The sequence below is a fragment of the Arthrobacter sp. R1-13 genome, from assembly GCF_054161475.1.
This window is the reverse complement of sequence record NZ_CP096420.1, coordinates 934,338-960,411: the sequence shown is the minus strand read 5'-3', so window position 1 is coordinate 960,411 and position 26,074 is coordinate 934,338. Positions and strand designations below refer to the sequence as shown.

At 61.9% G+C, this 26,074-nt stretch carries 19 protein-coding genes and 2 pseudogenes; 11 read left to right on the top strand and 10 right to left on the bottom strand.

Annotated features, from left to right (window positions below):
- Nucleotides 1-205 precede the first annotated feature (205 nt).
- On the top strand, nt 206-853 hold the full coding sequence (locus M1D88_RS04615; RefSeq protein WP_458113397.1) for a transglycosylase family protein: 648 nt from the start codon (nt 206-208) through the stop codon (nt 851-853).
- 137 nt (nt 854-990) lie between these two features.
- Here M1D88_RS04615 and M1D88_RS04610 read toward each other — a convergent pair whose 3' ends face one another.
- The gene (locus M1D88_RS04610) at nt 991-1,563 is read right to left on the bottom strand and encodes a hypothetical protein (RefSeq protein ID WP_458113396.1); all 573 of its coding nucleotides are present in this window, start codon (nt 1,561-1,563) and stop codon (nt 991-993) included.
- 188 nt (nt 1,564-1,751) lie between these two features.
- Here M1D88_RS04610 and M1D88_RS04605 point away from each other — a divergent pair, with 188 nt between their 5' ends.
- The 7 genes and pseudogenes from M1D88_RS04605 (at nt 1,752) to M1D88_RS04575 (ending at nt 9,682) form a co-directional block, all read left to right on the top strand.
- Nucleotides 1,752-2,681, top strand: coding sequence for an MSMEG_6728 family protein (locus M1D88_RS04605; protein WP_458113395.1), 930 nt, complete (start codon nt 1,752-1,754; stop codon nt 2,679-2,681).
- 80 nt (nt 2,682-2,761) lie between these two features.
- A complete protein-coding gene (locus M1D88_RS04600) occupies nt 2,762-3,643 on the top strand; it encodes an SDR family oxidoreductase (RefSeq protein ID WP_458113394.1) in 882 nt (293 codons plus the stop codon).
- 314 nt (nt 3,644-3,957) lie between these two features.
- Complete coding sequence (locus tag M1D88_RS04595; RefSeq protein WP_458114429.1) at nt 3,958-5,361, top strand: amino acid permease; 1,404 nt, start codon at nt 3,958-3,960, stop codon at nt 5,359-5,361.
- The gene (locus M1D88_RS04590; RefSeq protein WP_458113393.1) at nt 5,358-6,743 is read left to right on the top strand and encodes an NtaA/DmoA family FMN-dependent monooxygenase; all 1,386 of its coding nucleotides are present in this window, start codon (nt 5,358-5,360) and stop codon (nt 6,741-6,743) included. Before M1D88_RS04595 ends, M1D88_RS04590 begins: the two co-directional genes overlap by 4 nt.
- A pseudogene (locus M1D88_RS04585) lies at nt 6,737-6,901 on the top strand (DUF1622 domain-containing protein); the annotation flags it as partial. The gene M1D88_RS04590 and the pseudogene M1D88_RS04585, both read left to right, overlap by 7 nt.
- 36 nt (nt 6,902-6,937) lie before the next feature.
- Nucleotides 6,938-7,717, top strand: a complete 780-nt coding sequence (locus M1D88_RS04580) for an isocitrate lyase/PEP mutase family protein (RefSeq protein ID WP_458113392.1) — start codon at nt 6,938-6,940, stop codon at nt 7,715-7,717.
- A 150-nt stretch (nt 7,718-7,867) separates the two neighbouring features.
- Nucleotides 7,868-9,682, top strand: a complete 1,815-nt coding sequence (locus M1D88_RS04575; protein WP_458113391.1) for a DUF222 domain-containing protein — start codon at nt 7,868-7,870, stop codon at nt 9,680-9,682.
- A gap of 250 nt (nt 9,683-9,932) precedes the next feature.
- Here M1D88_RS04575 and M1D88_RS04570 read toward each other — a convergent pair whose 3' ends face one another.
- The 5 genes and pseudogenes from M1D88_RS04570 to M1D88_RS04550 form a co-directional block, all read right to left on the bottom strand.
- A complete protein-coding gene (locus M1D88_RS04570) occupies nt 9,933-10,292 on the bottom strand; it encodes a hypothetical protein (protein ID WP_458113390.1) in 360 nt (119 codons plus the stop codon).
- A gap of 108 nt (nt 10,293-10,400) precedes the next feature.
- A pseudogene (locus tag M1D88_RS04565) lies at nt 10,401-12,207 on the bottom strand (gamma-glutamyltransferase family protein).
- 82 nt (nt 12,208-12,289) lie between these two features.
- Nucleotides 12,290-14,749: a Tex-like N-terminal domain-containing protein gene (locus M1D88_RS04560; protein WP_458113389.1), complete on the bottom strand. Its 2,460-nt coding sequence runs from the start codon at nt 14,747-14,749 to the stop codon at nt 12,290-12,292.
- 129 nt (nt 14,750-14,878) lie between these two features.
- Complete coding sequence (locus M1D88_RS04555) at nt 14,879-15,319, bottom strand: CBS domain-containing protein (protein WP_458113388.1); 441 nt, start codon at nt 15,317-15,319, stop codon at nt 14,879-14,881.
- 172 nt (nt 15,320-15,491) lie between these two features.
- A complete protein-coding gene (locus M1D88_RS04550; RefSeq protein WP_458113387.1) occupies nt 15,492-16,034 on the bottom strand; it encodes a nucleoside deaminase in 543 nt (180 codons plus the stop codon).
- 192 nt (nt 16,035-16,226) lie between these two features.
- Between M1D88_RS04550 and M1D88_RS04545 the strand changes: the two genes are divergently transcribed.
- Nucleotides 16,227-19,916: a TM0106 family RecB-like putative nuclease gene (locus M1D88_RS04545; RefSeq protein WP_458113386.1), complete on the top strand. Its 3,690-nt coding sequence runs from the start codon at nt 16,227-16,229 to the stop codon at nt 19,914-19,916.
- A gap of 55 nt (nt 19,917-19,971) precedes the next feature.
- Here M1D88_RS04545 and M1D88_RS04540 read toward each other — a convergent pair whose 3' ends face one another.
- The 3 genes from M1D88_RS04540 to M1D88_RS04530 form a co-directional block, all read right to left on the bottom strand.
- Nucleotides 19,972-21,042: an alkene reductase gene (locus M1D88_RS04540; protein ID WP_458113385.1), complete on the bottom strand. Its 1,071-nt coding sequence runs from the start codon at nt 21,040-21,042 to the stop codon at nt 19,972-19,974.
- A gap of 102 nt (nt 21,043-21,144) precedes the next feature.
- Entirely contained in the window at nt 21,145-21,756 is a 612-nt protein-coding gene (locus M1D88_RS04535) for a PKD domain-containing protein (protein WP_458113384.1), read from the bottom strand.
- Between the two features lie 315 nt (nt 21,757-22,071).
- A complete protein-coding gene (locus M1D88_RS04530; RefSeq protein WP_458113383.1) occupies nt 22,072-22,731 on the bottom strand; it encodes a DUF6318 family protein in 660 nt (219 codons plus the stop codon).
- A 354-nt stretch (nt 22,732-23,085) separates the two neighbouring features.
- On the opposite strand from M1D88_RS04530, the gene M1D88_RS04525 reads away from it, so the two are divergent.
- Nucleotides 23,086-23,511: a very short patch repair endonuclease gene (locus tag M1D88_RS04525; protein ID WP_458113382.1), complete on the top strand. Its 426-nt coding sequence runs from the start codon at nt 23,086-23,088 to the stop codon at nt 23,509-23,511.
- Between the two features lie 31 nt (nt 23,512-23,542).
- On the opposite strand, the gene M1D88_RS04520 is transcribed toward M1D88_RS04525, so the two are convergent.
- A complete protein-coding gene (locus M1D88_RS04520) occupies nt 23,543-24,286 on the bottom strand; it encodes a response regulator transcription factor (RefSeq protein WP_458113381.1) in 744 nt (247 codons plus the stop codon).
- Nucleotides 24,287-24,386: 100 nt separating this feature from the next.
- Here M1D88_RS04520 and M1D88_RS04515 point away from each other — a divergent pair, with 100 nt between their 5' ends.
- Nucleotides 24,387-26,051, top strand: a complete 1,665-nt coding sequence (locus tag M1D88_RS04515; RefSeq protein ID WP_458113380.1) for a sensor histidine kinase — start codon at nt 24,387-24,389, stop codon at nt 26,049-26,051.
- Nucleotides 26,052-26,074: the final 23 nt, after the last annotated feature.

The window sequence follows — 26,074 nt, the reverse complement described above, 5'->3', positions numbered from 1 at the left end:
AACCACCTGTCTTAGCGTGGAAGACAGGCCCGCCAAGCGGGACCAGGCCCGCCAAGCGGGACCAAGAATGCCCGGTGCTGCCACTACCAGATACTGCCCGGCCGGCAGACACCGAATACGACCTCTATTTGTCAGGGGCGGGCAGTGGCGCAACGACCTCCGGGGACGGATCGAGCGCAGGTGGCCCTCAGGAGCATCCTCACCCATGAAATCATCAACTCTCACTACTGCCGCGCGCCGTGGAATCACTGTGGCCGCCGTTTCCGTTGCAGGGCTCGCTCTATCTGCAAACGCAGCCAACGCCACAACCGCTGCTCCCACAAACACTTGGGACGCCCTTGCCGAGTGCGAGAGCGGCGGGAACTGGAGCACCAATACGGGTAACGGCTACACCGGCGGCCTGCAGTTCAGCTCGAGCACGTGGGCTGCCTACGGAGGCACGGGGTCAGCAGCTGATGCGAGCCGCGAACAGCAGATCGCGGTAGCTGAGCAGGTCCAGGCCAGCCAGGGCTGGGGAGCCTGGCCATCCTGTGCAGCCCAGCTCGGTTTGAGCGGGGGCGCGACGGCGACGGTTCCGCAAAGCGTCCCGGTCCAGCAGGTTCCCACTGAAGTTCCGGCCACGGCAGCCGTGGCGCCGGTTGAAAGCGCTCCGCTCGAATCCGCTCCTCGCCACGCCGCCGCCGTTCCGCTCAGCGGCGAGACCTACACCCTGGAGAAGGGCGACACCCTCAGCAAGGTCGCCGAAAAGCTCAACGTCACAGGCGGTTGGCAGACCCTTGCCGACGCCAACCTCGATACGCTCGCGGACCCTAACCTGGTCTTCGAGGGACAGGTACTGCAGCTGCCGGCGTAGCCAGGCAAACGGGTAGTACCTCGTCCAAAAAGAGAAGTACGACGCCGGAGCGTCCCCCATGAGGGAACTCTCCGGCGTCGTACTGCTTTGGGTTATGGGAAAAGCTCTTGCTTCTTGTGGGCTATGCCGTTTGGTGGCTATGCGGCGACGGGCAGTTCGCGGACGATCCGGACTTTCCACGCGGTGTCGTCGCTCGTGTCCAGCAGCGCCACGGTACCCAGTGCAAGATGCAGGGCGACGCGCTTGGCGGCCAGCAGCTCCAGATAGAGCTGTTCGTTCATGCGCGAAGGAGAATCAATGACAAACTTCACGGCGTTGCGCATTTTGCGGTAGTTGTCGCTGCGCTCACGGTGCATGTGGAGCTCCAGCTCATGACGCTGGCGGAGCTTCGGCTCATGCTTGTTCAGCCAGGAAACTGAAGCATGGACTCCAATTACGAGGGCAAGCGAGACTGCGTAGATCCACCAGCCGGTGGACAGCAGGAAGAGCGGAAGGTTGGCGATAGCCACAACCGCAATGATCACCCGGGCCGCCACAATGCGGTTCAACGCCTGCGCCACAGAGCCGAGGGCGGCGCGGAAACCGTGCTGCTCCTTGATCGCTGCGGCGGGATCAAGGGTGAATTCGTCAAGCACCAGAATGCCGTTCGCGTCCGGGCTGAGCATCTGTCCGTACTTTGGCTGCGGTAAGGCGGCTGGAGTGAGTGTCATGGGAGTTCTTCCGGGCGGCTGAATGAGGGTCCATTAATTTTAGTCCTGCTACGGCGTGTTGTCGCTGGTGTCTCACCATATGGTCGAGTAGGCTACGCCGCACACTTCTCCAACCATGATAAGGCATCCCATTTTCTGCTATCGGGCGGCCATTTGGACTCTAACCGCGGCGGCTCCACACTGGAAGGATGCAGACCTTCCTCCCGTACCCAGATTTCCACCAGAGTGCCGCGGCTCTTGATCCCGCCCGGCTCGGCAAACAACGCGTCGAAGCCTTGCAGATCCTGCGCGCCCTGGTCATTCCGGAGTACGGCTGGCAGTCCCACCCCGCAACCCGGATGTGGATGGGCTATGTCCCGGCCCTGACGCTCTACGGCCTGGCCATGGTGGACGAATGGACCATCCGCGGCGGCCCCGACACAACCCGGGACAAGATCATCGAGTTTGCTCCGCAGGCCGCCCATCCTGCCTATGCCGAAAAGATCCCGATGCCTCCGTGGCTTGGCGATGCAGATCTTCACCTGAGCCACCGCTCCAAACTGATCGGCAAGGAGCCGCGCTTTTACACCGAGGTTTTCCCCGGGACGCCTGCAGACCTTGAGTACGTGTGGCCCGAACCAAAGCATGTGTTCCTCCCTGAAGACCCCGAGGAGAACCTGCTCTGGATTCTTCGGGCGCCGGTGGGTGATTCCGATCCCGAAAAAATCGACACCGTCAGCCTGCCGGCAGTGAGCCGCTCCGGGGCTGTGGCAGCTCCCGGCAACGATCCCGAGGGCGAGGACTACCAGTTTGTTTACGCCGAGACGGGATCGAGGCGTCCCGCCAAGCAGGCCAAGAAACTGCCGCCGAAGCAACTCGTGAAGAAGCCGTCCCGGAAGCGCCAGCGCCAGGAGGAGGCCTTCCGCACCCTGCCCGGCAAATCAGACGTTGCCATACCGCTGGGAGAGGGAGGCTCTTTCGCAGTAGGCAAGGTTCTGGGACGCCCCATCACGCTCCCGGACGGTAGCTTTGGGCGCAACTTTGAGGTCACAGAAGTCATCAGCCGCTCCGCGTTCGACTACCCGGCCCTGCTGCAGGATCCCCGGGTGTTCTTCCCGGTTCCCGCGCCGCTGGCCTAATCGCCGAGGTACGCCCACCGGCGAAGTACGCCCAGAGACGAAGTAGGCCCACGAAAGAGGGCTCTGGCAGACTGGCGGGCATGACAGTGCTTATGGCCGGTTGCGGCGATCTTGGTACCGAGGCGGGGCTGCGTTTTGCCGCTGCCGGCCATCGAGTGGTGGGTTGGCGACGCTCGCCCCAGAAACTTCCGGGCGAAATTGAGGGAGTCGCGGCCGACCTCACATCGGCCGAACTGCCGCCCGTCCCTGCTGACACCTCATCTGTAGTCATTGCCGTTGCTGCGGACTCGTCAACCGAGGCAGCCTACCGGGCTGCCTACGTGGACGGGCTTGGGAATGTTTTGGATGCGCTCAAGCGTGATGCCGTCAGACCCCGCCGAGTGCTGTTTGTCTCCTCGACGGCCGTCTACGGCGACGCCGACGGCGGCTGGGTGGATGAAGACACTACGCCGGCTCCTGGCGGATTCTCCGGCCGCATCATCCTCGAGGCAGAAGAACTGCTGCGTGGCCGCTTTGAGGGCACTGACACGGATACCGTGGTGCTGCGCCTGGGCGGGATCTACGGCCCCGGGCGGACGCGCCTGATTGATCAGGTCCGCAGCGGTAGCGCAGTCATCCCAGCCGAAGTTCGCTACACCAACCGCATCCACAGGGACGATGCAGCTGCCGCCATCGTTCACTTGTGCACCATGGAAGCCACTCCCCATCCCGTTTACCTGGGAGTGGATAACCATCCCGCCGACATGGGCGAGGTCCTGCTGTTCCTGGCCGAGGAACTGGGACTCCCCCACCCACCATCCTCACCACGGGAACTTGAGGGCTCAGCTGGCCAGCCGGGCCGGGGCGGCAACAAACGGTGCAGCAACAAGCGGCTCCTAGACACAGGCTTCGAATTCAGCTTTCCCACTTTCAGAGAGGGGTACCGGGCACTTTTGGAGGGCAAAGGCGTCCGGCACCCGTAACGGCGGGGCACCAGCAACGGCGGGGCACCAGCAACGGCGGGGCACCAGTAACAACCGAGCGCCGGTAACAATACGCAATTGCGTGTGCGTATATTGCAACACTCTGTAACGAATGCGGAGGCTGGGGCGCTCTCGACCTAGCGTGAGGGGGTCCGACTTCCCGGCCCCTCCCCCTGAACCGGAGCCCACAGATGCCGCAACACCTAAGCACGGCCTTGCAACCACCGCAGGCGAGCGCGTCCACAGACTCGTCGGTTGAAGACCCGTTGGCCGCAGATCCGTTGGCTCAGGAAGGCAGCGGGCTGCTGCGAACCATGGGTCCGCGGCACCTGATCATGATTGCCATGGGCGGCGTGATCGGCTCCGGACTCTTCCTTAGCTCCGGCTACACCATCTCGCAGGCCGGTCCGTTTGGAGCAGTGCTCGCCTACCTTCTTGGCGCCCTCCTGGTGTATCTGGTGATGGCCTGCCTGGGCGAGCTTGCTGTCGCCTATCCAGTCGCGGGAGCCTTCCACATCTATGCTGCGAGGTCCATCGGCCCAGCAACCGGGTTCGCTACGGCGTGGCTCTACTGGCTCTGCTGGGCAGTGGCTCTGGGCTCTGAATTCACGGCCAGCGGGATTCTGATGCAAAGGTGGTTCCCGGGAGTTGACGTCTGGATCTGGTGCGTGGTGTTCGCCGCGCTGGTTTTCGGCCTCAACACCTTCTCCGCCAGGTTCTTCGGCGAAGCAGAGTTCTGGTTCTCGCTTGTGAAAGTTTCGGCCATCGTGGCGTTGATCGTCCTCGGCGGTGCGGCCCTGTTCGGCATCCAGCCCCTGAACGCCGACGCCGGCCCTCCCCTCCTGCTCACTAACTTCGTGACGCCGGACGGGCTCTTTCCCAATGGACTGACAGGAGTGCTGGTAACCACGCTTGCGGTCTTCTACGCCTTCTCGGGGTCGGAACTGATCGGCGTTGCCGCTGGCGAAACCAAGGATCCGTCCACGTCCATTCCCAAGGCCCTGCGGGCAACGGTACTTCGCCTCCTGATCTTCTTCGTCGGCGCAATCACCGTCATTGCGGCGACAGTTCCCTACGGGCAGGTGGGCCTGGATGAAAGCCCCTTCGTCACTGTCTTCAGCGGTCTGGGCGTGCCTTACGCTGGCGACATCGTGAACTTCGTGATCATCACAGCCCTTCTGTCCGCCGGTAACAGCGGCCTTTTCTCATGCGGACGCATGCTCTTCTCTCTCGCCGACGAAGGCCATGCGCCGAAAGCCTTCCGTCGCGTCACCCGGCGTGGGATCCCGCTGATCGCCCTGGGCGTGAGCATGGTGGGCGGCCTGGCTTCCCTGCTGTCAAGCGTGATGGCTGCCGAAACTGTTTACCTTGTGCTCGTTTCCATTGCAGGCTTCGCAGCGGTGGGCGTCTGGATGTCCATCGTCGCCTCGCACTTCTTCCATCGTCGGGCTTTTGTGCGCGACGGCGGCGACGTCACCACGCTGCCCTACCGCGCCCCGTTCTTCCCCTTTGTACCGTTGCTGGCCTTTGCCATCTGCCTCATATCCCTCATTGGGCAGGCAATTGATCCCAATCAGGTAGTGGCCCTGGCCTTCGGCTTGGCCTTTGTGGCCGGTTGCTACCTGTACTTCCGCTTGCGCTACGGCGCGGGCAAAACCGGGCCACGCACCGCCGTCGACCCTTCCTCCACAACGAAAGAAAGCGAAGTGTCCCGATGAGCTCATCCACCTCTCCACTGCTTTTTGCCCTGTACGAACAAGCGAGCGCCGGCTGCGGCGGGGCGCCCAGCTTGTGGACCCACCCGCTCGATGACCGCCTGCAGGTGAACTCCTTGGACCGGTGGCGGAACGTGGCAGTAACCGCCGAGGAGGCCAACCTGGACGCCCTCTTCTTCGCGGATGTGCTGGGCCTTTACGATGTCTACGGCGGCTCGGCCGACGCCGCGCTCGAATGGGCGGTCGAGGCGCCCGCGAACGATCCCTTTATGTACGTGCCGGCCCTCGCTGCTCTGACCGAGCGACTTTCCTTCGTCATCACCGCCTCAACCACCTACGAGCACCCCTTCTCCATGGCCCGGCGGTTCGGCACCCTCGACCACCTCAGCAACGGACGCATCGGCTGGAACATCGTGACGTCCTACCTCTCTAGCGCAGCCCGCAACTTTGGTATGGATGAGATGCTCAAACACTCAGACCGCTATGCCCGCGCCGACGAGTTCATGGATGTCTTTTACAAACTGTTGGAAGGCAGCTGGGCGGCGGACGCCGTCGTCGGCAGTAAGAGTCAGAAGCTGTACGCCCGGCCCGGTTCTGTGCGTCCCATAAAGCACGACGGCGAGCACTTCCGCGTCGACGGACCGTCGCTGACGTCGCCGTCACCCCAACGGACGCCGACCCTGTTCCAGGCAGGCTGGTCACCGCGCGGCCGCGAATTCGCAGCGAAGCACGCCGAAGTGATCCTGCTGCCCAAGAAGGACCCGCAGGAGATCGCTGCAGGGTTGGCGGATATCAACCAGCGAGCGCTTGCCGTGGGCCGGCCCGTAGGAGAGGTGCGGTCAATGGCTTTGGCGCGGATCATCACTGCGCCCACCGCCATTGAGGCGCAACAGAAGTACGACGAGCTGCAGCGGAACTACCATGTGGAGGCCCAGCTGGTCAGTTATGCAGGCGATACCGGAATCGATCTCAGCAAATACGCGGACGACGAGCCGCTCACCACGGTTTCCAACGGGCTGACTTCATACGTCGTCAAGGGTGGCACCGGAGAGAAGCCCCTGACCGCTGGCGATGTCCGTAAGAAGTTCGCCGACGTCACCCGCGGCACAGACCTGCTGTTCATCGGCACGCCGTCAGATGTTGCCTCCCAGATCCAGGATCACGCTGCCGTGTCCGGGCTGGACGGATACATGATCAACCCGCTTGTGAGCCCGGGATCGCTCAATGACTTCGCGGAGCTGGTGGTTCCGGAACTCGTGGAGCGCGGGCTGTACAGTGCCGAGCTGAAGCAGGGGACGTTGCGCTCGAGGCTTCGCGCTGATGGTTCTGATCTCTTGGCTGATTCGTCGTACGGTGCGGGATTCAGGCAGGGCGTGGAAGTTTAGGCGTACTCGCGATGATCGTCCTCATCCGGACGTTCCTCAGCTTCTCCCTGGAACTGGAAATAACAGGGCGGTGGCCATGGCAAAAGACATCTCACGGTGACCGGGAGCGTGGGCCTGCGGGTGCGGGTGCTGGTTCGGGTGCTGCAGCACGGGGGTAGGCGCATGGCGACAAGACAGCACGCTAGGCTCGCCCTATGACTGCATCCACCACCGCAAAAGCCGCCGAACTCCTTCGCCTGCATGAGGCACCCCAGATTCTTCAAGTCGTGAATGTGTGGGACTGCATTACCGCCAAAGTGATTGCAGACCTCCCCGGTACGTCCGCCCTGGCAACGGCCAGCCATTCAATCGCGGCGTCACTGGGCTACAAGGATGGCGAAAGCATACCCGTGGATCTGATGGTTGAGGCTGTAGGACGGATCGCCGCGGTCACAGAACTTCCCGTTTCAGCTGACCTCGAGGCAGGTTACGGCGATCCTGGTGAAACCACTCGGAAGGCAATCGGCGTCGGGATTGTCGGTGCCAACATCGAGGACCAAATGCAGCCCATCGACGACGCCGTTCTCCAGATGACCTCCGTCATCAAGGCTGCGGAGTCCGAGGGCATTGATTTCGTCCTCAACGCCCGCACCGACGCTTTCCTCAAGGGTAAGGACCGCAACCGGGCCGACGTTTTGGCTGACGCAATCGAGCGCGGCCGAAGGTATCTCGACGTTGGCGCAACTGTTATTTTTGTTCCGGGCCTCCTCGACGAAGCCACTGTTGCTGCCCTTGTGGAGGGAATCGGCTGGAACAAGGTATCAGTCATCAATGTGCCGGGGTCCTTGCCGCCCGCAAAGCTCCAGGAACTGGGCGTATCGAGGATTTCCTATGGTCCTTGGACCCAGCGCGTAGCCCTCACGGCATTGGCGGATACCGCCGCTGAGCTGATGGCTGGCGGCACCCTGCCCGAAGGGATTCGGGTACTTAACTAGTTCTCGACTCGGCTAGGTCATTCCTTGCGATGCCAGTCGTATCGTTTGCGTTTTCGGGACTAACTAGTTCGCGTTTTGGGGTTTGACCTTTCGCATTTCGGGCTTGAAACCTGGGCTTATTTTGTCAGACCCTGCTGACAGAGTTATTCCATGGAAGCCGTTGGAGAACACGCCCCGAACCAGGCCACGCGCCTTGGGCTGTTCTCCAACGCCCGCTTCCACCAGGAATCAGCTTTTGCCGTTGCAGCCTCCAGCCTTCCTGGGTCCAGCCTTCCCGGGTCCAGGCTTCCGGGGCGGGCTGCGCTGCGGGCAGTGCCGTCCGCCGCGGCATCCCAGCCGGGCGTGGTTCCGGAGGAGCGAGCCGTCCCCGTGACGCCGGCTTTGGACGGCGGCGTCTCCGGTGCGGTGGCGGCCAGTCTTGAGCTGTTAGGAACGGCGCAGACGACGGCGGCCGGTGAGCTCGCGCTGTCCGGCTTCACCGACGCGGCGGACTTCGCCGGCCAGGTCGAGGAACTCTCCCGCACCGTGGAATACCTCCAGGTCCTCGCCGCCGCAGCCGTGGACCGCACCCGCCACGAAGCCGCCCGCCCTCAAAATTCCACAGCAGCCGGTTCCACCAACGGCTGGACCACCGGCTGGGGCACGGAAACACCCGAGACATCTCCCGGGTCTGCTGTGCCTGTTGGGGACGGGTGCAGGAACACCGCCGAGTTCCTCCGGGCCAGGCTGAGGATCAGCGCCGTCGAAGCACGACGCCGCCTGGCCCTGGCCGCAGCGCTCGTGCCCTCCACCGGAATCACCGGCCAACCCGTCCCGCCCGCCAGAGAAGAACTCGCCACGGCCCTCGCCGCCGGAACCATCCCCTCCCGCGCCGCGACCATCATCACCCTGGCCCTCGAACGCGCCCAACACATCGCAGACCCCCACACCCTGGCACGGATGGAACACGCCCTGACCCGCACCGCCGCCACCGAAGACCAGGACTTCCTGACCCGCATCACCCGCCGCTGGGCAGACGCGATCGACCAGGACGGCGCCGAACCCTCCGAAGAAGAACTCCGCCACCGCCAAGGCGCCTTCATCCGCCCCACCCGCCGCGGACTCCACCACCTCGAAATCTTCGCCACCACCGACCAATTCGAAAACCTCCTCACCGCCATGAACACCGCTACCAACCCCCGCCTCCACACACCACCAGAACCCGGGACACCAGGAGCCACCGTTGGCGGAGCGACAGGAACACCTGCAGCTGCAACCGCGGCGGAGACAGGTGAGCGGGGAACCACAACGTCAGTGGACGGCGCAACCCGAGAGACGGTAGCCCTGGACCGCCGGACCCGGCCCCAGCAACTCCTCGACGGCCTCATCGGAGCCTGCAAAGCAGCCCTGACCACCACCAGCCTCCCCGCAGCCGGCGGCCTCAGACCCCAGATCATGGTCACCATCGACTACCGCGACCTCCTCACCCGCCTCCCCAACCCCACGCAGACAAGCGCCAGCACCAGCGCCGACGATGAGACAGGCCCCGGGACCGGTTCCGGTTCGGGCACAGGCACGTTCGCGTTCACCGGGCCCGTGACCGCCTCCACCATCCGCAAAATCGCCTGCGACGCCGACATCATCCCCATCCTCCTCGGCAGCGAAGGCCGCATCCTGGACATCGGCCGCACCACCCGCATCTTCCCGCCCCACATCCGCAAAGCCATCACCGCCCGCGATCAAGGCTGCACCTTCCCCGGCTGCACCATCCCCGCCCCCTGGTGCGAAGCCCACCACACCACCTACTGGTCACACAACGGACCCACCAGCACCGAAAACGGCACCCTCCTCTGCACCCACCACCACCACCTCATCCACAAAGAACAATGGACCATCCACATGCCACACGGCATCCCCTGGTTCATCCCACCACCACACATCGACCCCACCCAACAACCCCGCCAAAACCACTACTTCCACCAATAACCACGGAAGCCGAGCCAACAACCGCAAAGTGGATCAAACGCGGGTGCAGCCGTCCTCCCGGTGACCGATGAGGGAGGGTTTACGGGGACACAAGAATGCCCCAAGCGGAACCATCAAATTCCGATTGGGGCAAACTTGCCTTCGGGAAACTCGTCGCGTGCGCCGCCCAGAAGCTTGGACGGACTTGTTTGCCGGGCCCTCTCTTCATGAGTGCTGCTTCGCAACCTTCACGGAAGGGCTTGCCCGAGCCTTAGTCCTCAGGCAGCTCAGCGGGCTCGTAGCCTCCAGGCTGAGCGTCCTGCCAGCCGCGGTCTTCCACATAGGTAGCTACCAGCGTTCCCACTCCATCCTGCAGGGAATTAGACGGGTCATCATACAAAGATCCTTCCGTAGCCCGGCTGTGGAGAATGAGTTGTTCAGCCTCCATCTTCGCTTCCGGAACTGTCGCCCCGACGATCGCCGTTCGGGCAGGCAGTTCGGGAGTATGGATGATTTCGGCGCGGGTCTCCGAGAGGGGAATGGTTTCCCCGGCGTTTATTTCATCGTGCGGGAACTCGAACTCGGCGTTGTCCGGGGCGGCAGGAATCGTGTACTCAAGGAAATACGTCATTGACCCAGCCTTGCAGAAAGCCCGTACAGCCGGAAGCCCAAACCTCGTGGCGCGTCCAAGTCCCCGTGGAGGCCAGGGGCCCCAAATGAGAGACCCCCAGACAAGGGTTCATCGCCCGGCAGCATACCCTTGGGCGCCACGGGGATTGGCCGCAGCTTGCAGTATCCCGGTATGGGGATCCCGGGTCACAGCGGACAATCGGCCTAACGTCCATCCTCCGGCCACGGTGATCCGATGCCCTCGGTGCTCCAGAGCGGCAATGACGTCAGCACCTAGCCGATCTTCGAGAACCGCCCCACCAGGTTCCCACGTACGAGGCCAGAACGAACCGGGCATAGATGTTGTGTGAAACGTAGGCGCATCGATGGCCTGTTGCGGTGAGTAGCCACCCACGATGGTCCGCAAGAGGTAGGGCAGCTGCCACTGGTCCTGCTGATCACCGCCAGGAGATCCCAGAGCGGCCACCGCCTTGCCGTCACGAAGGACCAAACTAGGGGTGAGAGTCGTCCGCGGCCGCTTTCCGGGCGACAGAGTTGAGGGAGTTCCGGGCTCCAACCAGGTCATCTGCAGGCGCGTGCCCAGGCAGAAACCGAGTTCTGGAATCGCTGGCGACGACTGCAGCCAGCCACCAGAGGGAGTTGCAGAGATCATGTTCCCCCAGCGATCAACGACGTCAATATGACAGGTGTCGCCGCGGGTCTCCCCCGTCGGCTGCACTGTAGGTTCGCCCAAACCTGGGGGCACCTGTCCCGGTGTCGGCGGAAGGTAATCTCTACGAAGAGGTGGCATGTACCGTCTTCGGCCGGGCACACTTCCCGGCCGGAACTCCAAAGAGGCGTCCTCTGTGATGAGTCGCCTGCGCTCCTCGCAGTACTCGGCTGACAGAAGGTACTCGAGCGGCACATCCGTATCGCCGTAATAGGCCTCGCGGTCGGCCAACGCCAGTTTTTGCGCCTCTAAAATCGTGTGGATTCCAAGTTCAGTGGAGGGATCAACGTACTCGTCGTCGAATGTCTCAAGAATCGCGAGCGTCTGCAGAAGCGCCGGACCCTGCCCCCCATGGTCCTGTCTTCGCTATGGTGTGGCCGCGGAAATCGAAAGTCGTCGCGGGCTCGTAAGCCGCCTCAAATCGCGCGAGGTCCTCCAACGCCAGCACCCCCGAGTGATCACTGCCGGACGAATGCCGGTGCGGGGTCTTCACCGAATCCGCCATCGCATGTGCAATGAAACCCTCCCGCCACTCACGTCTGGCAGCATCAATCCGGTCCTCCCTCGACCCCGGGCCGGAACTCCCAGCCTCGACCAGTCGCTGAAGCGTGCGGGCATACGCCGGGTTCCTGATGAGTTCACCATCCGTGGGTATCCTGCCGTTCGGAATCCATAATGCCGCCGACGTGGGCCAATGGTCTCTGAACAGCTCAGCGACGGCAGCGATAGTGTGCCCGACTCGCCCCAGCATCGGATGACCGTCCCGCGCGTATCCGATCGCAAACTCCAGCACGGATTCCAGCTCCCACGTTCCGTGGTCCCGCAAGAGCAGAAGCCAGGCGTCGACGGCGGCAGGAACCGCTGCGGCCAGCGCCCCTGATCCCGGAACCAGGTCAAGGCCTTGAGCCAAATAGTGTTCCCGGGTTGCCCCCAGTGGCGCCGGGCCTTGGCCCATCAGAACCACCGCCTTTTCTGGTTCAGCCGCAGTGGCAAATACGCCGGTTACCTCACCGCCCGGCCCATTCAAGTGCGGTTCGACAACATGGAGCACGAAAGCGCCTGCGGCGGCGGCGTCAAAGGCGTTGCCTCCACGTTCAAGCACGGCTTGGGCTGTTGCCGTCGCCGTCCAATGGGTAGAGGCACTCATCCCGAACGTGCCTTGCAGCGTGGGCCGCGTAGTGAACGGAGCCGGCTCGGTGAAAGTCATGCGTCAATGCTAATTCTCGCTGGCCTCACTGCCTCGGCCCCGCGCTGAGCCGTTGGTTGGTTCGGCAGGAGCCAGCCGTGTCCTATTTCCCGAGCCCGGCCTTCCGCAAGGCTTCAGCCATCGCTGTGTTCACCGGCGCAGGTTTAGTGGATTGTGCCGGTTTGCTGGATTGGGCCGGTTTGCTGAACTGGGCCGGTTTTCCGCCCTGAGCAGGCCTGCCGGACGATGCCGGTTTGCTGGATTGGGCGGCCTTGCTGCCGGAGGCAGGGCGAGCAGGGCCCGGTTCGTCTTCAAGCCTTAGGGTGAGTGAGATCCTTTTCCGCTCAGGATCTGCTTCCAATACCTTGACGCGGACAACCTGGCCGGACTTCACCACCTCACGGGGGTCTGACACAAAACGGTTGGCAAGCGCGGAGACGTGGACCAAGCCGTCCTGATGCACTCCCACATCAACAAAGGCGCCGAAGGCTGCCACGTTGGTGACCGTCCCCTCCAACACCATGCCGGGCCGGAGGTCCGAAATCTTCTCGATCCCCTCAGCAAAGGCCGCAGCGGCGAAGGCGGGCCGCGGATCACGCGCTGGCTTCTCCAGCTCCGAGATGATGTCCTTCACCGTGGGCAACCCGAAAGCGCCCTCGACAAAGTCCTGGGCGTTGATAGTCGCCAGTGAACCCGCGGCAATGGAAGTACCGTTACCGGCACCGGAAGCAGCCGTTTTCACACCGGCGGCGGCCATGATTTTGCGCGCCACTGGGTAGGCCTCGGGGTGAACACTTGAGGCATCAAGGGGCTCAGGTCCGCCCGTGATGCGCAGGAACCCGGCACACTGTTCGAAGGCTTTGGCTCCTAGTCTCGGGACTTTCTTGAGCTCGCTGCGCTTAGCGAACGGCCCATTCTCGTTCCGGTAGGCAACGATGTTCTCGCTGAGCAGCGGACCCACTCCGGCTACCCTGCTGAGCAAAGCCGGCGAAGCCGTGTTGACGTCCACACCCACGGCATTGACGCAGTCCTCCACCACAGCATCAAGGCTGCGGTCCAGCTTGGCGGGCGTGACGTCGTGCTGGTACTGCCCGACGCCGATCGCCTTCGGCTCGATCTTCACGAGCTCGGCCAGCGGATCCTGCAACCGCCGCGCAATGGATACGGCACCGCGGAGCGAGACATCCATCCCGGGCAGTTCGGCCGCCGCGAGGGCGGATGCAGAATAGACGGAAGCCCCGGCCTCAGACACCACGAGTTTCTGCGGTTTCTTGCCTGTGCCGGCACCCACCCTTTTGATGAGTTCAGTGGCCAACTTGTCCGTTTCCCGGGATGCCGTTCCGTTGCCGATGGCGATAAGTTCGACGTCGTGCTGCCGGGCCAGGCGCTCAAGACTTGCCAATGACTCGTCCCACTTGTGTGCCGGAGCGTGGGGATAAATGGTTTCCGTGGCCACCACCTTGCCGGTCCCATCCACCACCGCAACCTTCACGCCCGTCCGGAGTCCGGGGTCCAGGCCCAGCGTGGACCGGTTGCCGGCAGGCGCAGCGAGCAGGACATCACGGAGGTTATTGGCGAACACCCGAACGGCTTCATCTTCGGCGGCGGCGAACATGCGCGTCCGAAGGTCGGCAGTCAGCCGGGCAAGGACACGGGACCTCCACGCCACCTGGGCGGTCTGGATGAGCCAAGAGTCCGCGGGGCGGCCACGATCAGCTACCCCGAGGAACCTGGCCACAGCGGATTCGTAACGGCCGCGCGCAGCGGCGAGGGCGGCGTCGTCGGACGGTTCTGCTTCGGCGAGATCGAGCTCCAGGACGCCGTCCTTCTCGCCCCGTAAGAGCGCCAGTACGCGGTGGGACGGCATGCCGGAGGGGGCCTGGGAGAACTCGAAGTAGTCTGCGAACTTCTGGCCTTCTGACTCCTTGCCCTTCCGGACTCGGGAAACCATCCGGCCCTGGGCCCAGAGCCGTTCCCGGAGAGTGGCGGCAAGATCGGCGTCCTGCGCGACACGTTCCACCAGAATGGAGCGCGCTCCGGCGAGCGCCGCAGCGGCATCATCAATAGAGTGCTCCGCGTTCAGATACTTACTGGCCTCGCGCTCGGGATCCAGTTCGGGCCGCTTCAGCAGGGACTCCGCCAGCGGCTCCAAGCCAGCTTCCCGGGCAATCCGGGCTTTAGTGCGCCGCTTGGTCTTGAACGGCAGATAGATATCCTCGAGCCGGGACTTGGTGTCAGCCGCGACGACGGCGGCGCGGAGTTCCGGAGTCAGCTGGCCTTGGGCAGTTATCGCCTCCAAGACAGCCCGACGGCGGCCCTCCAGTTCACGCAGGTACCGGAGGCGTTCCTCAAGCTCACGGAGCTGGGTGTCATCCAGCGTCCCGGTGGCTTCCTTGCGATACCTGGCGATGAACGGCACCGTTGATCCGCCGTCGAGCAGCTCCACAGCAGCCTTTACCTGCCAGGGCTTGACTCCGAGTTCCTGGGCGATCTGGGCATGGATCGCGGCGTCAGGCGAAGCGGAAGGAGACGGTTGTTGCTGTTGCTGGTTCACCCGAATCATTTTGCCTTACCCCGCCGACATTCTGTCAGGCCAGCCCCGGAGGGCTGTTCGATCGGGGCACTTTTGGTGCAGAAAGAAGCGCCACAGAGTTGTCTCCGTGGCGCTGGTTTGCCTATGAGTTTGTCTGACTCACGAGCTGCTGGACTGCATCCTCTTGCGTTCCGAGATGTGCTCCACCAGTTCGCCCACTTTCTCCTCAGAGTAATTGCGGGCGATGTCTCCTTGGCTAATGATGCCTACCATCTTGTGATCGGCAATAACCGGGAGACGGCGGATCTGATACCTTTCCATCATTTCGATGGCTTCGTCAATGTTGGCGTCGGCGTCGACCCAGTGGGGCTTGCCGGTGGCGAGCTCGCGGGCCATCATCTCGCCTGGATCACGGCCAGCTGCAACACATTTGAGCACGATGTCCCGGTCGGTGATCATGCCCTTCAACTTGCCGTCATCACCACAGATCGGCAACGAACCGCAGTCAAGGTCCATCATCATGCGGGCGGCATCCACGAGGGACTGATTTTCAGTAATACACTGGGCGTTCGTAGTCATGAATTCACGGACTGCACTCATTGGTCCTCCTTCATCGATTGGAATATCGACGCAGGCCCCCGGCTTGCGCCGACAGATCCAGCCTACGCCGGGGCGCTCACCAAGTCGACGGGGTATAAGCGCCTCCTCTGGGGTCCTCAACGAGGTGGTTCAGCGAAGTTGCTTTGTGAGACGCGTGCAGGATCCCGGCAGCCTACTCGGCGATGTCCTCTGCCCAGAGCTCGGGGTGTTCCTGCTGGAATGCCACCATCATGTCGATGCACCGTTGATCATCCAGAACCACCACCTCGACGCCGCGGGAACGCAGGAGCTCAAACTCCCCCGGGAAGGTCCGGGCCTCGCCCACCACTACCCGCGGAATCTTGAACTGAATGATGGTTCCTGTACACATCGCACACGGTGCAAGGGTGGTGTACAGCGTGGTGTCCCGGTAACTCTTCTGCCGGCCGGCTGCGCGAAGGGCTGACATCTCCCCATGGGCAATGGGATCGCCCTTCTGGACGCGCTCGTTGTGGCCACTGGCAATCACTTCGCCTCCCCGCGCCAAGGCCGCACCGATAGGAATTCCGCCTTCTCGCAAGCTCTGTACGGCGGCATGGACCGCTGCTTCGAAGCCAGGACCGTCGGCCAAGAGGGCGGCAGGGCGCACTGGTGCGCCGGGCTGGTTCAGGGAGGGCTGGTTCAGGGAGGGCTGGTTCAGGGAAGGCTGGTTGAGGGAGGGCTGCTGGTCAGTCATATGCCTCAGACCCTACCTGTCTGGACCGGGTCGCAACAGAGCTGCTGATCCCGAGGCAATAATGTCAGCCGCCTTTGATAGCTTGGCAACAGAACGTCAGCCAACGGAGTTAGCGGAATTTTGCAACCCAGCTCCAGCCGACGGCAAGGTGGCAGCAAATGTCACGACGCATCAACGAGGAGCGGGGACAGCGTGTTTCTTCTTGAACCAGAAGGTCCTGGGCGGGAACAGGACCTGGTGTTCTCCGCGAGCGACCTCGTGACAGCGGCCACGTGCGAATATCAACTGCTTCGGAAACTCGACGAAAAACTCGGACGATCCCCCAGCGCTATCTTCCCGGCCGACGCGATGTTGGAGCGAACAGCGAAGCTTGGCGACCTTCATGAACACAAAGTCCTGGACAAGTTCGTTGAAGAGTTCGGTCCTTGGGACCCGTCCCGGCAACGCGGCGTGTACGACGTCGCGCCCGCCTCTGAAATGGACCGCGCCACGCTGCTGGCCAAACATGCAGAGTCCATCGCCGCTCTGGAATCAGGCGCCGACGTCGTTTTCCAGGCTGCTTTCTTTGATGGCACCTTCCACGGGCGCTCTGACTTTCTCGTGAAACAGCCTGACGGCCGCTACGCCGTTTACGACACCAAACTCGCCCGGCACGCAAAAGTCACGGCATTGCTCCAGTTGGCTGCCTATGGTGATCAACTGCTGGGAGCAGGTCTCGAACCCTATCCCCTGGTCACGCTGATCCTCGGTGCCACAGTAGTCACCGCGGATGGCAGCTTTGAGAATGTGCGCAGCAGCCACAAACTCGCGGACATCCTTCCGGTTTTCCGGGAGCGGCGTGAGCGCTTTCTGGAACTTGTTGGCGAACACCGGGCTGCCCCGGCCCCCGTGAGCTGGGGAGCATCTGGAGTCGTTGCCTGTGGAAGGTGCGATTACTGCCAGGAACAGGTGAAGGCGACGGACGACGTCTTGCTGGTGGCCAGAATGAACTCCAGCCAGCGCAAGAAACTTCATGAGCAGGGTATCTTCACTGTGCATCAGCTCGCCGAAGCAGATTTTCCTGACGCCAATCCCCCGCTCCTGCGGCTGCAGGATCAGGCGCGGATGCAAACCGGTTTCGGTCCGGTGGACGGAAGCGTCCGTTACGTCAAGGACGGCGAAGAACACGCCCTGAGCTACCGTGTGATGCCGGAAAACAGCTTGAGGGAGCTGCCACCTCCCAACGACGGCGACATCTTCTTCGACTTTGAGGGAGACCCCCTATGGCAAGAAGATGCAACCGGCACCTGGGGGCTTGAGTATCTGTTCGGTGTGGTTGAAGCGCCTCTCAAGCCCGGCGTAGCGGGAGTGTTCCGGCCCTTCTGGGCCCACACCCGCGCCGCCGAAAAACAGGCGTTCCTGGATTTCCTTGACTATGTCCAAGACAGACGGGCCACATATCCGGACATGCACGTCTACCACTACGCCGCCTACGAAAAGACGGCGCTGCGTAAACTCTCGGTGATGCATGTCGCCGGTGAAGAGATCGTGGATCAATGGCTCCGCGACGGGCTCTTGGTGGATCTCTACCAGACCGTCCGCAACAGCATCCGCATCTCCGAGAACTCCTACAGCATCAAGAAACTTGAACCCCTGTACATGGGCAACAATCTCCGTTCCGGAGATGTCACTGACGCCGGAGCTTCTGTGGTTGCCTACGCTGACTTCTGCGAAGCACGCGACAATGGACTGGACGATCTTGCGGCTGAAATCCTCGCCGGAATTTCCGACTACAACCAGTACGACTGTGTTTCCACGCTGGAACTGAGGAACTGGCTTCTCGGCCTTGCCCGGCAACGTGGCATCGAACCTGATGTATCCTCACCGGCAGTTTTAGCTGACTCCTCGCAAGCGGATCACTCTTCAAAACGAAGAGATAAAAGTCAGGCGGTCGCGGCCGGTTCTGGCCCTAGGACCTCGGAAGTCGTCCTGCACACGTTCTTGGACGAGTGGGCAAAATCCCGGACACAGGCCGCAAAGGTTGCCGGCACCATCGAGGACAGCGGGCCCGACGCCGATAGCCATGCCGTTGCGATGGTGGCAGCGGCTGTCAGCTATCACCGCCGCGAGCGGAAGTCATTCTGGTGGGCCCATTTCGACCGGTGCGAGAACGGTCCCGAAAGCCATCATCACGACCGGAATGTCTTCCTGGTCGAGCGGGCGGAAATCTTAGACGACTGGCGCAAAGAGGGAACCAGGCTGCCCGAACGCAGAGTGAAGCTCACGGGCAACGTCAGTGCCGGGTCCGATCTGCGGGTCGGCAGCACATGGTTCCGAATGTACGATCGCCCGCTCCCGGCCGGGCTGAAAGGCACGGGGAAAGACGGCTCCGGTCGCGGCGGATGGTTCGGAACGGAGATCCTGGAGTTGGGGCATGAAGATGGCCAGGACACCGTCGTTATCCGGGACAGGCTCCACAAGAAGGTCGACCCCTATCCGGCGGTACCCATAGCCCTTACAGAAGACCAGCCTCTCGCCACCAAAAGCTTGGAGCAGGCTCTGGCATCGTTGGCTGACCAGGTCGCTGCCTCACTGTTGGACAGCAAGCCAGGCCACCCTCGTTTCCCGGAGCATCCGGGCCTGGATCTGGTTCGCAGGGTTCCGCCACGCCTTCGGAACCGTGCTGCTCTGCCGGACGTCGGACAAGGCCCGGACCGTTTCATCGATGCCATCACCGATGCTGTCCTGGACCTCGACCGCTCCTACGTGGCCGTTCAGGGCCCTCCTGGCACGGGCAAGACGCACGTGGGTTCCCACGTGATCGCCCGGTTGGTTGACCGTGGCTGGAAGGTGGGGGTAGTTGCTCAGTCTCATGCCGTGATCGAGAACCTCATGCGGACTGCCGTGCAAAAAGCGGGAGTGGACCCGCGAAAAGTGGCCAAAGACGTCAAGCACAGCGAGTCCCTTCCGTGGGCCAACCGATCTGCCGCCGATGTGGAGCGGCTCCTCAGTTCCCCCGATGGGGCGCTGGTAGGCGGAACTGCCTGGACCATGACCGGGGCCGCGGTCCCCGCTGGTTCGCTGGACCTGCTGGTGATAGACGAGGCCGGCCAGTTCTCGCTCGCCAATACCTTGGCAGTGGCTCAAGCCAGCCCTCGGCTTTTGCTGCTCGGCGACCCCCAGCAGCTTCCCCAGGTAAGTCAAGGAACGCATCCGGAGCCCGTTAACGAGTCCGCACTGGGCTGGATTTCCGACGGCCATGCGACGTTGCCGCCCGAGCTGGGTTACTTCCTTGCGGACTCGTGGCGGATGACTACAGAGCTGTGCAGGGCAGTCTCAGAGCTTTCCTACGACGGACGACTGCAGTCCTCACGCGCAGCGGATCAGCGCATCCTCGACGGCGTCCCGGCCGGAATCGAGACCGTTTTTGTTCCCCACACCGGAAACACCACCTCCTCCGTAGAAGAAGCGACAGCAGTAGTCCAGCAAGTCCAGCGGCATCTCGGGCTTAAATGGCACGACGACGGCGCCGGGAGCCGTCTGCTCGGCGAACCGGACATCTTGGTGGTCGCAGCGTACAACGCGCAGGTAAACGTGGTCCGGGATGCCCTGGACCTCGCCGGGCTCAGAGCGGTACGGGTGGGAACCGTGGATAAATTCCAGGGGCAAGAAGCCGTCGTGGTGGTCGTCTCGATGGCATGTTCTGCCGTCGCTGAAGCTCCCCGGGGCATCGAGTTCCTGCTATCCCGGAACCGGATCAACGTTGCAGTTTCCCGGGCCCAGTGGCGTGCCGTGGTGGTGCGATCTCCCCAGCTGACAAACTACCTTCCCTCCCATCCGGAGGGCCTGGCGCAACTTGGCGGATTCATCGGCCTGTGCCAGCGGGGAACCGAACACAGTTAGATGCACCATCACGGTGCGACCGTTTGCGGTACCCCGCTGCCACTGCAGCTGGATGTTAGTTCTGGTACGCGGGGTAATCGGTATAGCCCTCGGCACCATCACCGTAGAAGGTCGCGGGGTTTGCCTCGTTCACGGGAAGGCCTTCCCGCCACCGGCGGACCAGGTCAGGGTTGGCGATAGCCGGGCGACCGACCACGACGGCGTCGGCATGACCGTCCGCCACCAGCCCCATAGCCTCATCGCGGGTGGTCACCATGCCGAAGCCGGAGTTGACAAGGAACGGTCCCCCGAAGCGCTTCCTGAGGCCCTGAATCAGCTCCCCTGAAGGATCCTGGTGGAGGATGCTCAGGTAAGCGAGGTTCAGCGGCTCGATCGCATCAACCAACGCTCCATATGTGGCCAGGACATCGGATCCGTCCGTTTCCAGAACGCCCTGAATATTGTGTTCCGGCGAGATGCGGATACCCACGCGGTCGCCGCCGACTACAGCAGCCACAGCCTGGGCAACCTCGATGACGAACCGCGCCCGGTTTTCAGGAGAGCCACCGTAAACGTCATCGCGCTGGTTGGATGCCGGGCTGAGGAATTCATGGAGAAGGTAACCGTTGGCGGAGTGAAGCTCAATGCCGTCGAAGCCAGCCGAAATAGCGTTCACTGACGCTTGAACGAACTCCTGAATAACTGCAGGCAGCTCCCCTGTTCCCAGCGTGCGGGGCTTTGGGTAGGCCAGCTTGCCCAGCGGAGTGTGAATTTCGCCTTCAATCGCAATGGCGCTCGGGGCGATTACTTCATACCCGCCGTTCACAGCTTCATGACTGACCCTGCCGGCGTGCATGATCTGGGCGAAGATTCGGCCTCCTTCGGCATGAACAGCTGAAGTGACTCTCCCCCATCCTGCCTGCTGCGCTTCAGTAACGAGTCCGGGCTGCCCCGAATATCCCTGGCCTGCATGGCTGGGGTAGATTCCCTCGCTGACGATGAGCCCCAATGAGGCCCGCTGGCGGTAATGCTCCGCCACTAAAGATCCTGGAACACCCTCTTTTCCTGCACGGACGCGGGTAAGGGGTGCCATTACAAGCCTGTTGGGCAGTTCGAGCTCGCCAAGAGTCAGCGGAGAAAACAACATGTGCAAATCCTTTGGTTGTGAAGAGTGTCCACCCACCGCAACTTGTTTGCACAAGCAACTATTCCGCGTGAGACGCAGATCACCCTCCGGCCCAATACGGGACTACGGGATGCTTGGAACGCCAGGACATCCTTGGCCCTGTGGATTCTCAATGCAGTCGTCAGCGTAGTTGCGCGTGGTCGACCTCCACACGCTGATCGTTTGGGGAGGCGAACTGAATTGACCCTCTTCCGGGATAGGCAAAGCCGGTCCATTGTTTACTGAGTAGGTGCCCTGGAAATAGGTGGTCAGGACAACCTGAAAGTCTCCGGTTTCGGTATAAACGTGGCTTGTCCGGGTCTTTTCGCCCCAACGGTCCTCGGGCAGAGGACCACCCATCAAGGTGGTGGGCCCAAGGCTACCGCCATCCCCGTAATCCCATTGGTATTGCACGGGTTTTACGACGATCGCGACACTCTGGCCGAGCATATCGACGGTGAAAGTCTGCTCCGCCGCTTCTGCATAAAAGTTGGTCTCGGCGCCCTTCAACGTGTGCGGATTGGGCTGGATCCCCGAAGTTCCTGCCACAACAGGCAATTGCTCAAACTTGGTCTGGATCTGAGCAGCAATCTGGCCTAAGACATCCGCGGGATCTTCTGTGTAAATGCACCGGTCCGGCCTGATGGACGACCAGATGGGGGGATCGAAGACTCGAAGCGATGAGAACCAACGCACTGGCCTCCCTGACTCCCCCTCGTTACATTGAGGAGCGCCGGCAAGACAGGCGACGTCGTAATTGTTCTTCCCATCATCAAGACACAGGTACTCAAATTTATAGGTATTTGGGTCGTCCGGAAGTGTGTTCGGTGAATCCACCCAAACCCCTGATCCCGGATCGAATCGCCAGACCCCGATTCCGGGTCCATTCCACGACAGATCCGAATCTCCTGCTTGAGCCTTCACCGCCGGCAGATATCCCAGCGTAGCGAAAGCCAGGAATGCAATGAGGGTTGACAATGACAGCGCTTTCCTCCCCCAGGATTCCATCCACTATCCGCCTAATCTGTCGACATTGGTGACTAACCATTCGCCGCTGACAAACTTAGCAATGAGCAGGTCACCCAGCATGCTCGTTTCCTCGACGGTTTGACCGACGGTTGAATCCGCATTGCGAAGTGTCCCTGCACGCTGTTGGGACTGAATAGCAACTTGATACTCTCCTGAAGGCGTCTGCGTAAACTTCGTTTGTAGTGCATGGACTTCGATGCTTGCCCCTTCAACCCAGCGTCCCTCGCTGTTCCACTTCTCTACGGCTGGAAAGATCTTGTCGCACATCGCGCATGAGGAGGCCGGAGCTGCCAGAGACTTGATAGGTTCCAGGTTTCCTGTCTCGTACGCATAATTCATCAGCGCGTACCAGTACTTCGCGAACGCTTCCAGGCCTTCCTTGGTCTCGGCCTTCGCCGCCTCGGGCATAACCGGCAGCGGGACGTTCTGCGCCTTGCCCTTAGCATCAGCCGGTTTGTAGACAGCAGTGGGAGTCGGCGAAGGAGTTGGGGCCGATGTTGACTGGGTAGGCGCGGGGGTCGAGGGCGTTCCGCCTCCGCCAGGGGCGCCGCCGGCACATGCTGAGAGTGCCAACGCACCGGCGGTGACCACGGCTGCCGCTAGAACACGTAGACGCATATAGACGGAATTGCGAGCAGTCATGAGCAGCTGTCCCCCGATAGTTTTCGTGACACGTGGTCCGAACAATGCTTAAAGGGTAGCTGAGGTGACATTTACTAAGTCGAAGTTATCCACAGGCACCTGAAGTAGCTTTTTACCACCATGGCGCCCAAATTAGAAGTCACATGGAGTGGGACAAGGCCTAAAGCCTCCATGACTGGAGAATTCTCGCTGCAAAACGTCGTTTATCCAGCCCCGGCGTCCACAAATTACATTTCCTAAACACAGCAGAACCGGAGAACAGTCTGCGAGACCGCGATGCACATCGCTCTGCACCCGGCTGCATCGCACCACTGGGAGAACGCGAGGAGAGCCCGGGAAACCTAGACTGGAACCATGGCAGATCGGCTGACCCCTGAACGGCGCAGCTGGAACATGTCCAGGATCAGAGGCAAAAACACCAAGCCTGAGATGCTGGTCCGCCGGTTTCTGCACGCCAAGGGGTACCGCTACCGCCTACATGGGATCGCCTCCGGCGGAAAACTGCCCGGCAGGCCAGACCTCGTCTTTGCCAGTCGCCGCAAGGTTATCTTTATCAACGGCTGCTTCTGGCACTTTCATGAGTGCCGCGTAGGGCAACATGCACCAAAGGCCAATGCAGACTTCTGGGAAACCAAGCGAACCAAGACGAGAAAGCGCGACGCCGAACAACGCCTCCTGCTGGAGGGCTCAGGTTGGGATGTGCTCACCGTATGGGAATGCGAGCTCAAGAACCTGACCCAATTGGAACATCAACTGGATGAGTTCCTGTCAGCTGGCTAAAAGTTCCTGTCAGCCGGCGCCTAAAGCTGAATCATTCCTGGGATGGAGCAAGCCTGTAACCAATGCCCCTGACCGTTTGCAGCCACCGGGGGTTCTGCGGAGTGTCGCCGAGTTTCTTTCGCAGGTTTCCCATGTGGACCTCAACGGACCGTTCGTCGGCGTCGGAAATGTACCCCCCGACGTCGTACGGCTCGTCGCGAAGCCGGCGCACCAGCTCCGATTTTGTCCGAACGCGCCGTCCGGCTTCCAACAGCGCGTACAAGAGCGTGAATTCAGTCCGTGTCAGGTTGAGCTCCACCCCGTCCACAACGACCGTTCGTGCTTCGTAGCTCAGCTCCAGGCCATTGTGCACAATCAGCTGCTCAGAGGACGGTGCAGCCGCCGGTTCGGACGCGGGAGCATCTAAACGAGGCCGCCGCATCATCGCCGCGACACGAGCACGCAGTTCCCTTGGCCGGAATGGCTTAGTCAGATAATCGTCCGCACCGGACTCAAGACCGATGAGGGTATCGAGCTCTTCCGCCCGCGCGGTAAGCATCACAATGTAGGCGTCAGAGAACTGGCGGATCTGCCGGGCAACCTCAAAACCGTCGATATCGGGCAGGCCAAGATCCAAGGTAATAACGGCCGGGTTCAGCCTCTTGGCCGCCTCAACGCCTTCTGAACCGGTACTGGCAGCATGCACGTCGAACCCTGCCTGCGCCAGGACGACACGCACGAGTCCTCGAATGTCCTCATCGTCTTCAATGACAAGACCTACACGTGATTCGCTCATCGCAGCCCCCTCAGTCCGCTAGCCCCGTCTGCAGTATAGCTCCCGACGGATACCCTGTTGTTATGAATGCAGATAACCGCCCCATTTCGGCATTATGCGCATGAGTGTAGACAAAACATGGAATATCCCTTCGGGGCGCCTGATGTTTTTCAGGCGGCCTTTCCATAAGTACTCTCTGCGTGGCCGCGTGGGCCTCAGTCAAATGCCGTTGTCAGTGACGACGGCCCTTACTGCGGTGCTGGTTATCGCCTATTTTCCGTCGTCCCTGGCCCATCCGCTTTTCATCAGCTTTCTGGTTTCACAGGCTGTCATCCTGGTTCTTTGTTACGCCGTGCCTTGGGAGCGGCTCCTCTACCCCAGTTTCCTCATCGTTCCGTTACTGGATTTCGTTTCCATTGGGCTGGGCCGGGAGGGCGGCCAGGAAGGACTCGCCGGCATCAGTCTGATGGCCGTTCTCCCTGTGATCTGGTTGTGCGCCTCGGGCCTGTATCCCCGTGCGGCCATCGCCGCCTCTTTTTTTGCTCCCCTGGCCATCATCTGGGTTCCGCTGGTTGTCCACGGGCACTTCAATGGGCAGGACTTTGCCCGCTCCCTGCTGCTGCCTGTTGTCACCTTAGGGATCGGCATTTCCGTTAGTGTCCTTACGCTCAGCATGATGCGGCAGCAACGGGATCTTGAGGCGAAAGACGAACTGCTGAGCACCGCCCTGGCCGCGAGCACCCGGCAGGAAGACATCCTCAACACCGTGCTGGAAACCGTCCATCTGGGCGTCGTCGCCGTCGACGCAGACGGCCACGACATCCTGATGAACCGCAAGCAGCGCGCGCACCACAGGCTCGCCACTCCTCCCGGCATCAGCGATCCCAATGAAACGCAGCTGCTGGTCTTCGAAGCCGACCGCGTCACCCCGGTGCCGGCCGAGTCCCGCCCGGTCCGTCGCGCTGTTAAGGGAGAGACGTTCACGGACTATCTGGTCTGGTTGGGGAAGGGCGAGGACCAGCGGGCCATGACTACCAGCGCGCGGGCCATGAAGGACCGGGACGGTAACTTCGCTGGCTCTGTAGTGGTTTTTGGGGAGGTGACCGAACTCGTCAACGCGCTGGCGGCAAAGGACGATTTCGTGTCCAACGTTTCGCATGAATTCCGCACACCACTGACGTCGATTCTGGGATACGTGGAAATCCTGATGGACGAAGGCAAGCTCACGGAAGCGCAAACCTACTTCCTCAAGATCATCAGCCGCAACTCAGAGCGCTTGCTGTCCCTTGTTTCGGACCTGCTCGCCAGCCGGAGGGGACAGCTCATCGTCAGTCCGCGTCCGGCAGACATGGCCGAGCTGGTGCGGGCAAGCGTGAGTGCTGCCATCCCGCGTGCCGACAACTCCGGCGTGCGGCTCCTCGCGGAAACTCCGCCAACGATGGACGCCCACGTGGATTCGTCCCGGATATCGCAGGTATTGGACAATCTGGTCTCCAACGCCATCAAATATTCTCCTAACGGGGGCGAGGTGGTGGTCTCACTGAGGCCGGACGACCGGTATCTGGTGTGCGAGGTCAGGGACATGGGGATGGGAATGAGTGAACATGACCAAGCCCACGCCTTCACCAAGTTCTTCCGGTCCAGCACTGTGCGCAGCACCACCATCCCCGGGGTGGGCTTGGGGCTGTCCATCAGCAAGGCAATTATCGAAGCCCACGGCGGCACGATCGAGCTCGAAAGTGCCGTGGGCGAAGGAAGCACCTTCACATTCAGAGTCCCGGTGTAAAGCCCCTGTGTAAACCCGCCCGT

Coding starts and splice junctions, on each gene's coding strand:
- M1D88_RS04520 (WP_458113381.1), bottom strand. CDS start 24,286: ATGAGCGAATCACGTGTAGGTCTTGTCATTGAAGACGATGAGGACATT.
- M1D88_RS04560 (WP_458113389.1), bottom strand. CDS start 14,749: ATGATTCGGGTGAACCAGCAACAGCAACAACCGTCTCCTTCCGCTTCG.
- M1D88_RS04570 (WP_458113390.1), bottom strand. CDS start 10,292: ATGACGTATTTCCTTGAGTACACGATTCCTGCCGCCCCGGACAACGCC.
- M1D88_RS04530 (WP_458113383.1), bottom strand. CDS start 22,731: ATGACTGCTCGCAATTCCGTCTATATGCGTCTACGTGTTCTAGCGGCA.
- M1D88_RS04555 (WP_458113388.1), bottom strand. CDS start 15,319: ATGAGTGCAGTCCGTGAATTCATGACTACGAACGCCCAGTGTATTACT.
- M1D88_RS04615 (WP_458113397.1), top strand. CDS start 206: ATGAAATCATCAACTCTCACTACTGCCGCGCGCCGTGGAATCACTGTG.
- M1D88_RS04600 (WP_458113394.1), top strand. CDS start 2,762: ATGACAGTGCTTATGGCCGGTTGCGGCGATCTTGGTACCGAGGCGGGG.
- M1D88_RS04580 (WP_458113392.1), top strand. CDS start 6,938: ATGACTGCATCCACCACCGCAAAAGCCGCCGAACTCCTTCGCCTGCAT.
- M1D88_RS04590 (WP_458113393.1), top strand. CDS start 5,358: ATGAGCTCATCCACCTCTCCACTGCTTTTTGCCCTGTACGAACAAGCG.
- M1D88_RS04605 (WP_458113395.1), top strand. CDS start 1,752: ATGCAGACCTTCCTCCCGTACCCAGATTTCCACCAGAGTGCCGCGGCT.
- M1D88_RS04550 (WP_458113387.1), bottom strand. CDS start 16,034: ATGACTGACCAGCAGCCCTCCCTCAACCAGCCTTCCCTGAACCAGCCC.
- M1D88_RS04595 (WP_458114429.1), top strand. CDS start 3,958: ATGGGTCCGCGGCACCTGATCATGATTGCCATGGGCGGCGTGATCGGC.
- M1D88_RS04515 (WP_458113380.1), top strand. CDS start 24,387: ATGAGTGTAGACAAAACATGGAATATCCCTTCGGGGCGCCTGATGTTT.
- M1D88_RS04610 (WP_458113396.1), bottom strand. CDS start 1,563: ATGACACTCACTCCAGCCGCCTTACCGCAGCCAAAGTACGGACAGATG.
- M1D88_RS04540 (WP_458113385.1), bottom strand. CDS start 21,042: ATGTTGTTTTCTCCGCTGACTCTTGGCGAGCTCGAACTGCCCAACAGG.
- M1D88_RS04575 (WP_458113391.1), top strand. CDS start 7,868: ATGGAAGCCGTTGGAGAACACGCCCCGAACCAGGCCACGCGCCTTGGG.
- M1D88_RS04525 (WP_458113382.1), top strand. CDS start 23,086: ATGGCAGATCGGCTGACCCCTGAACGGCGCAGCTGGAACATGTCCAGG.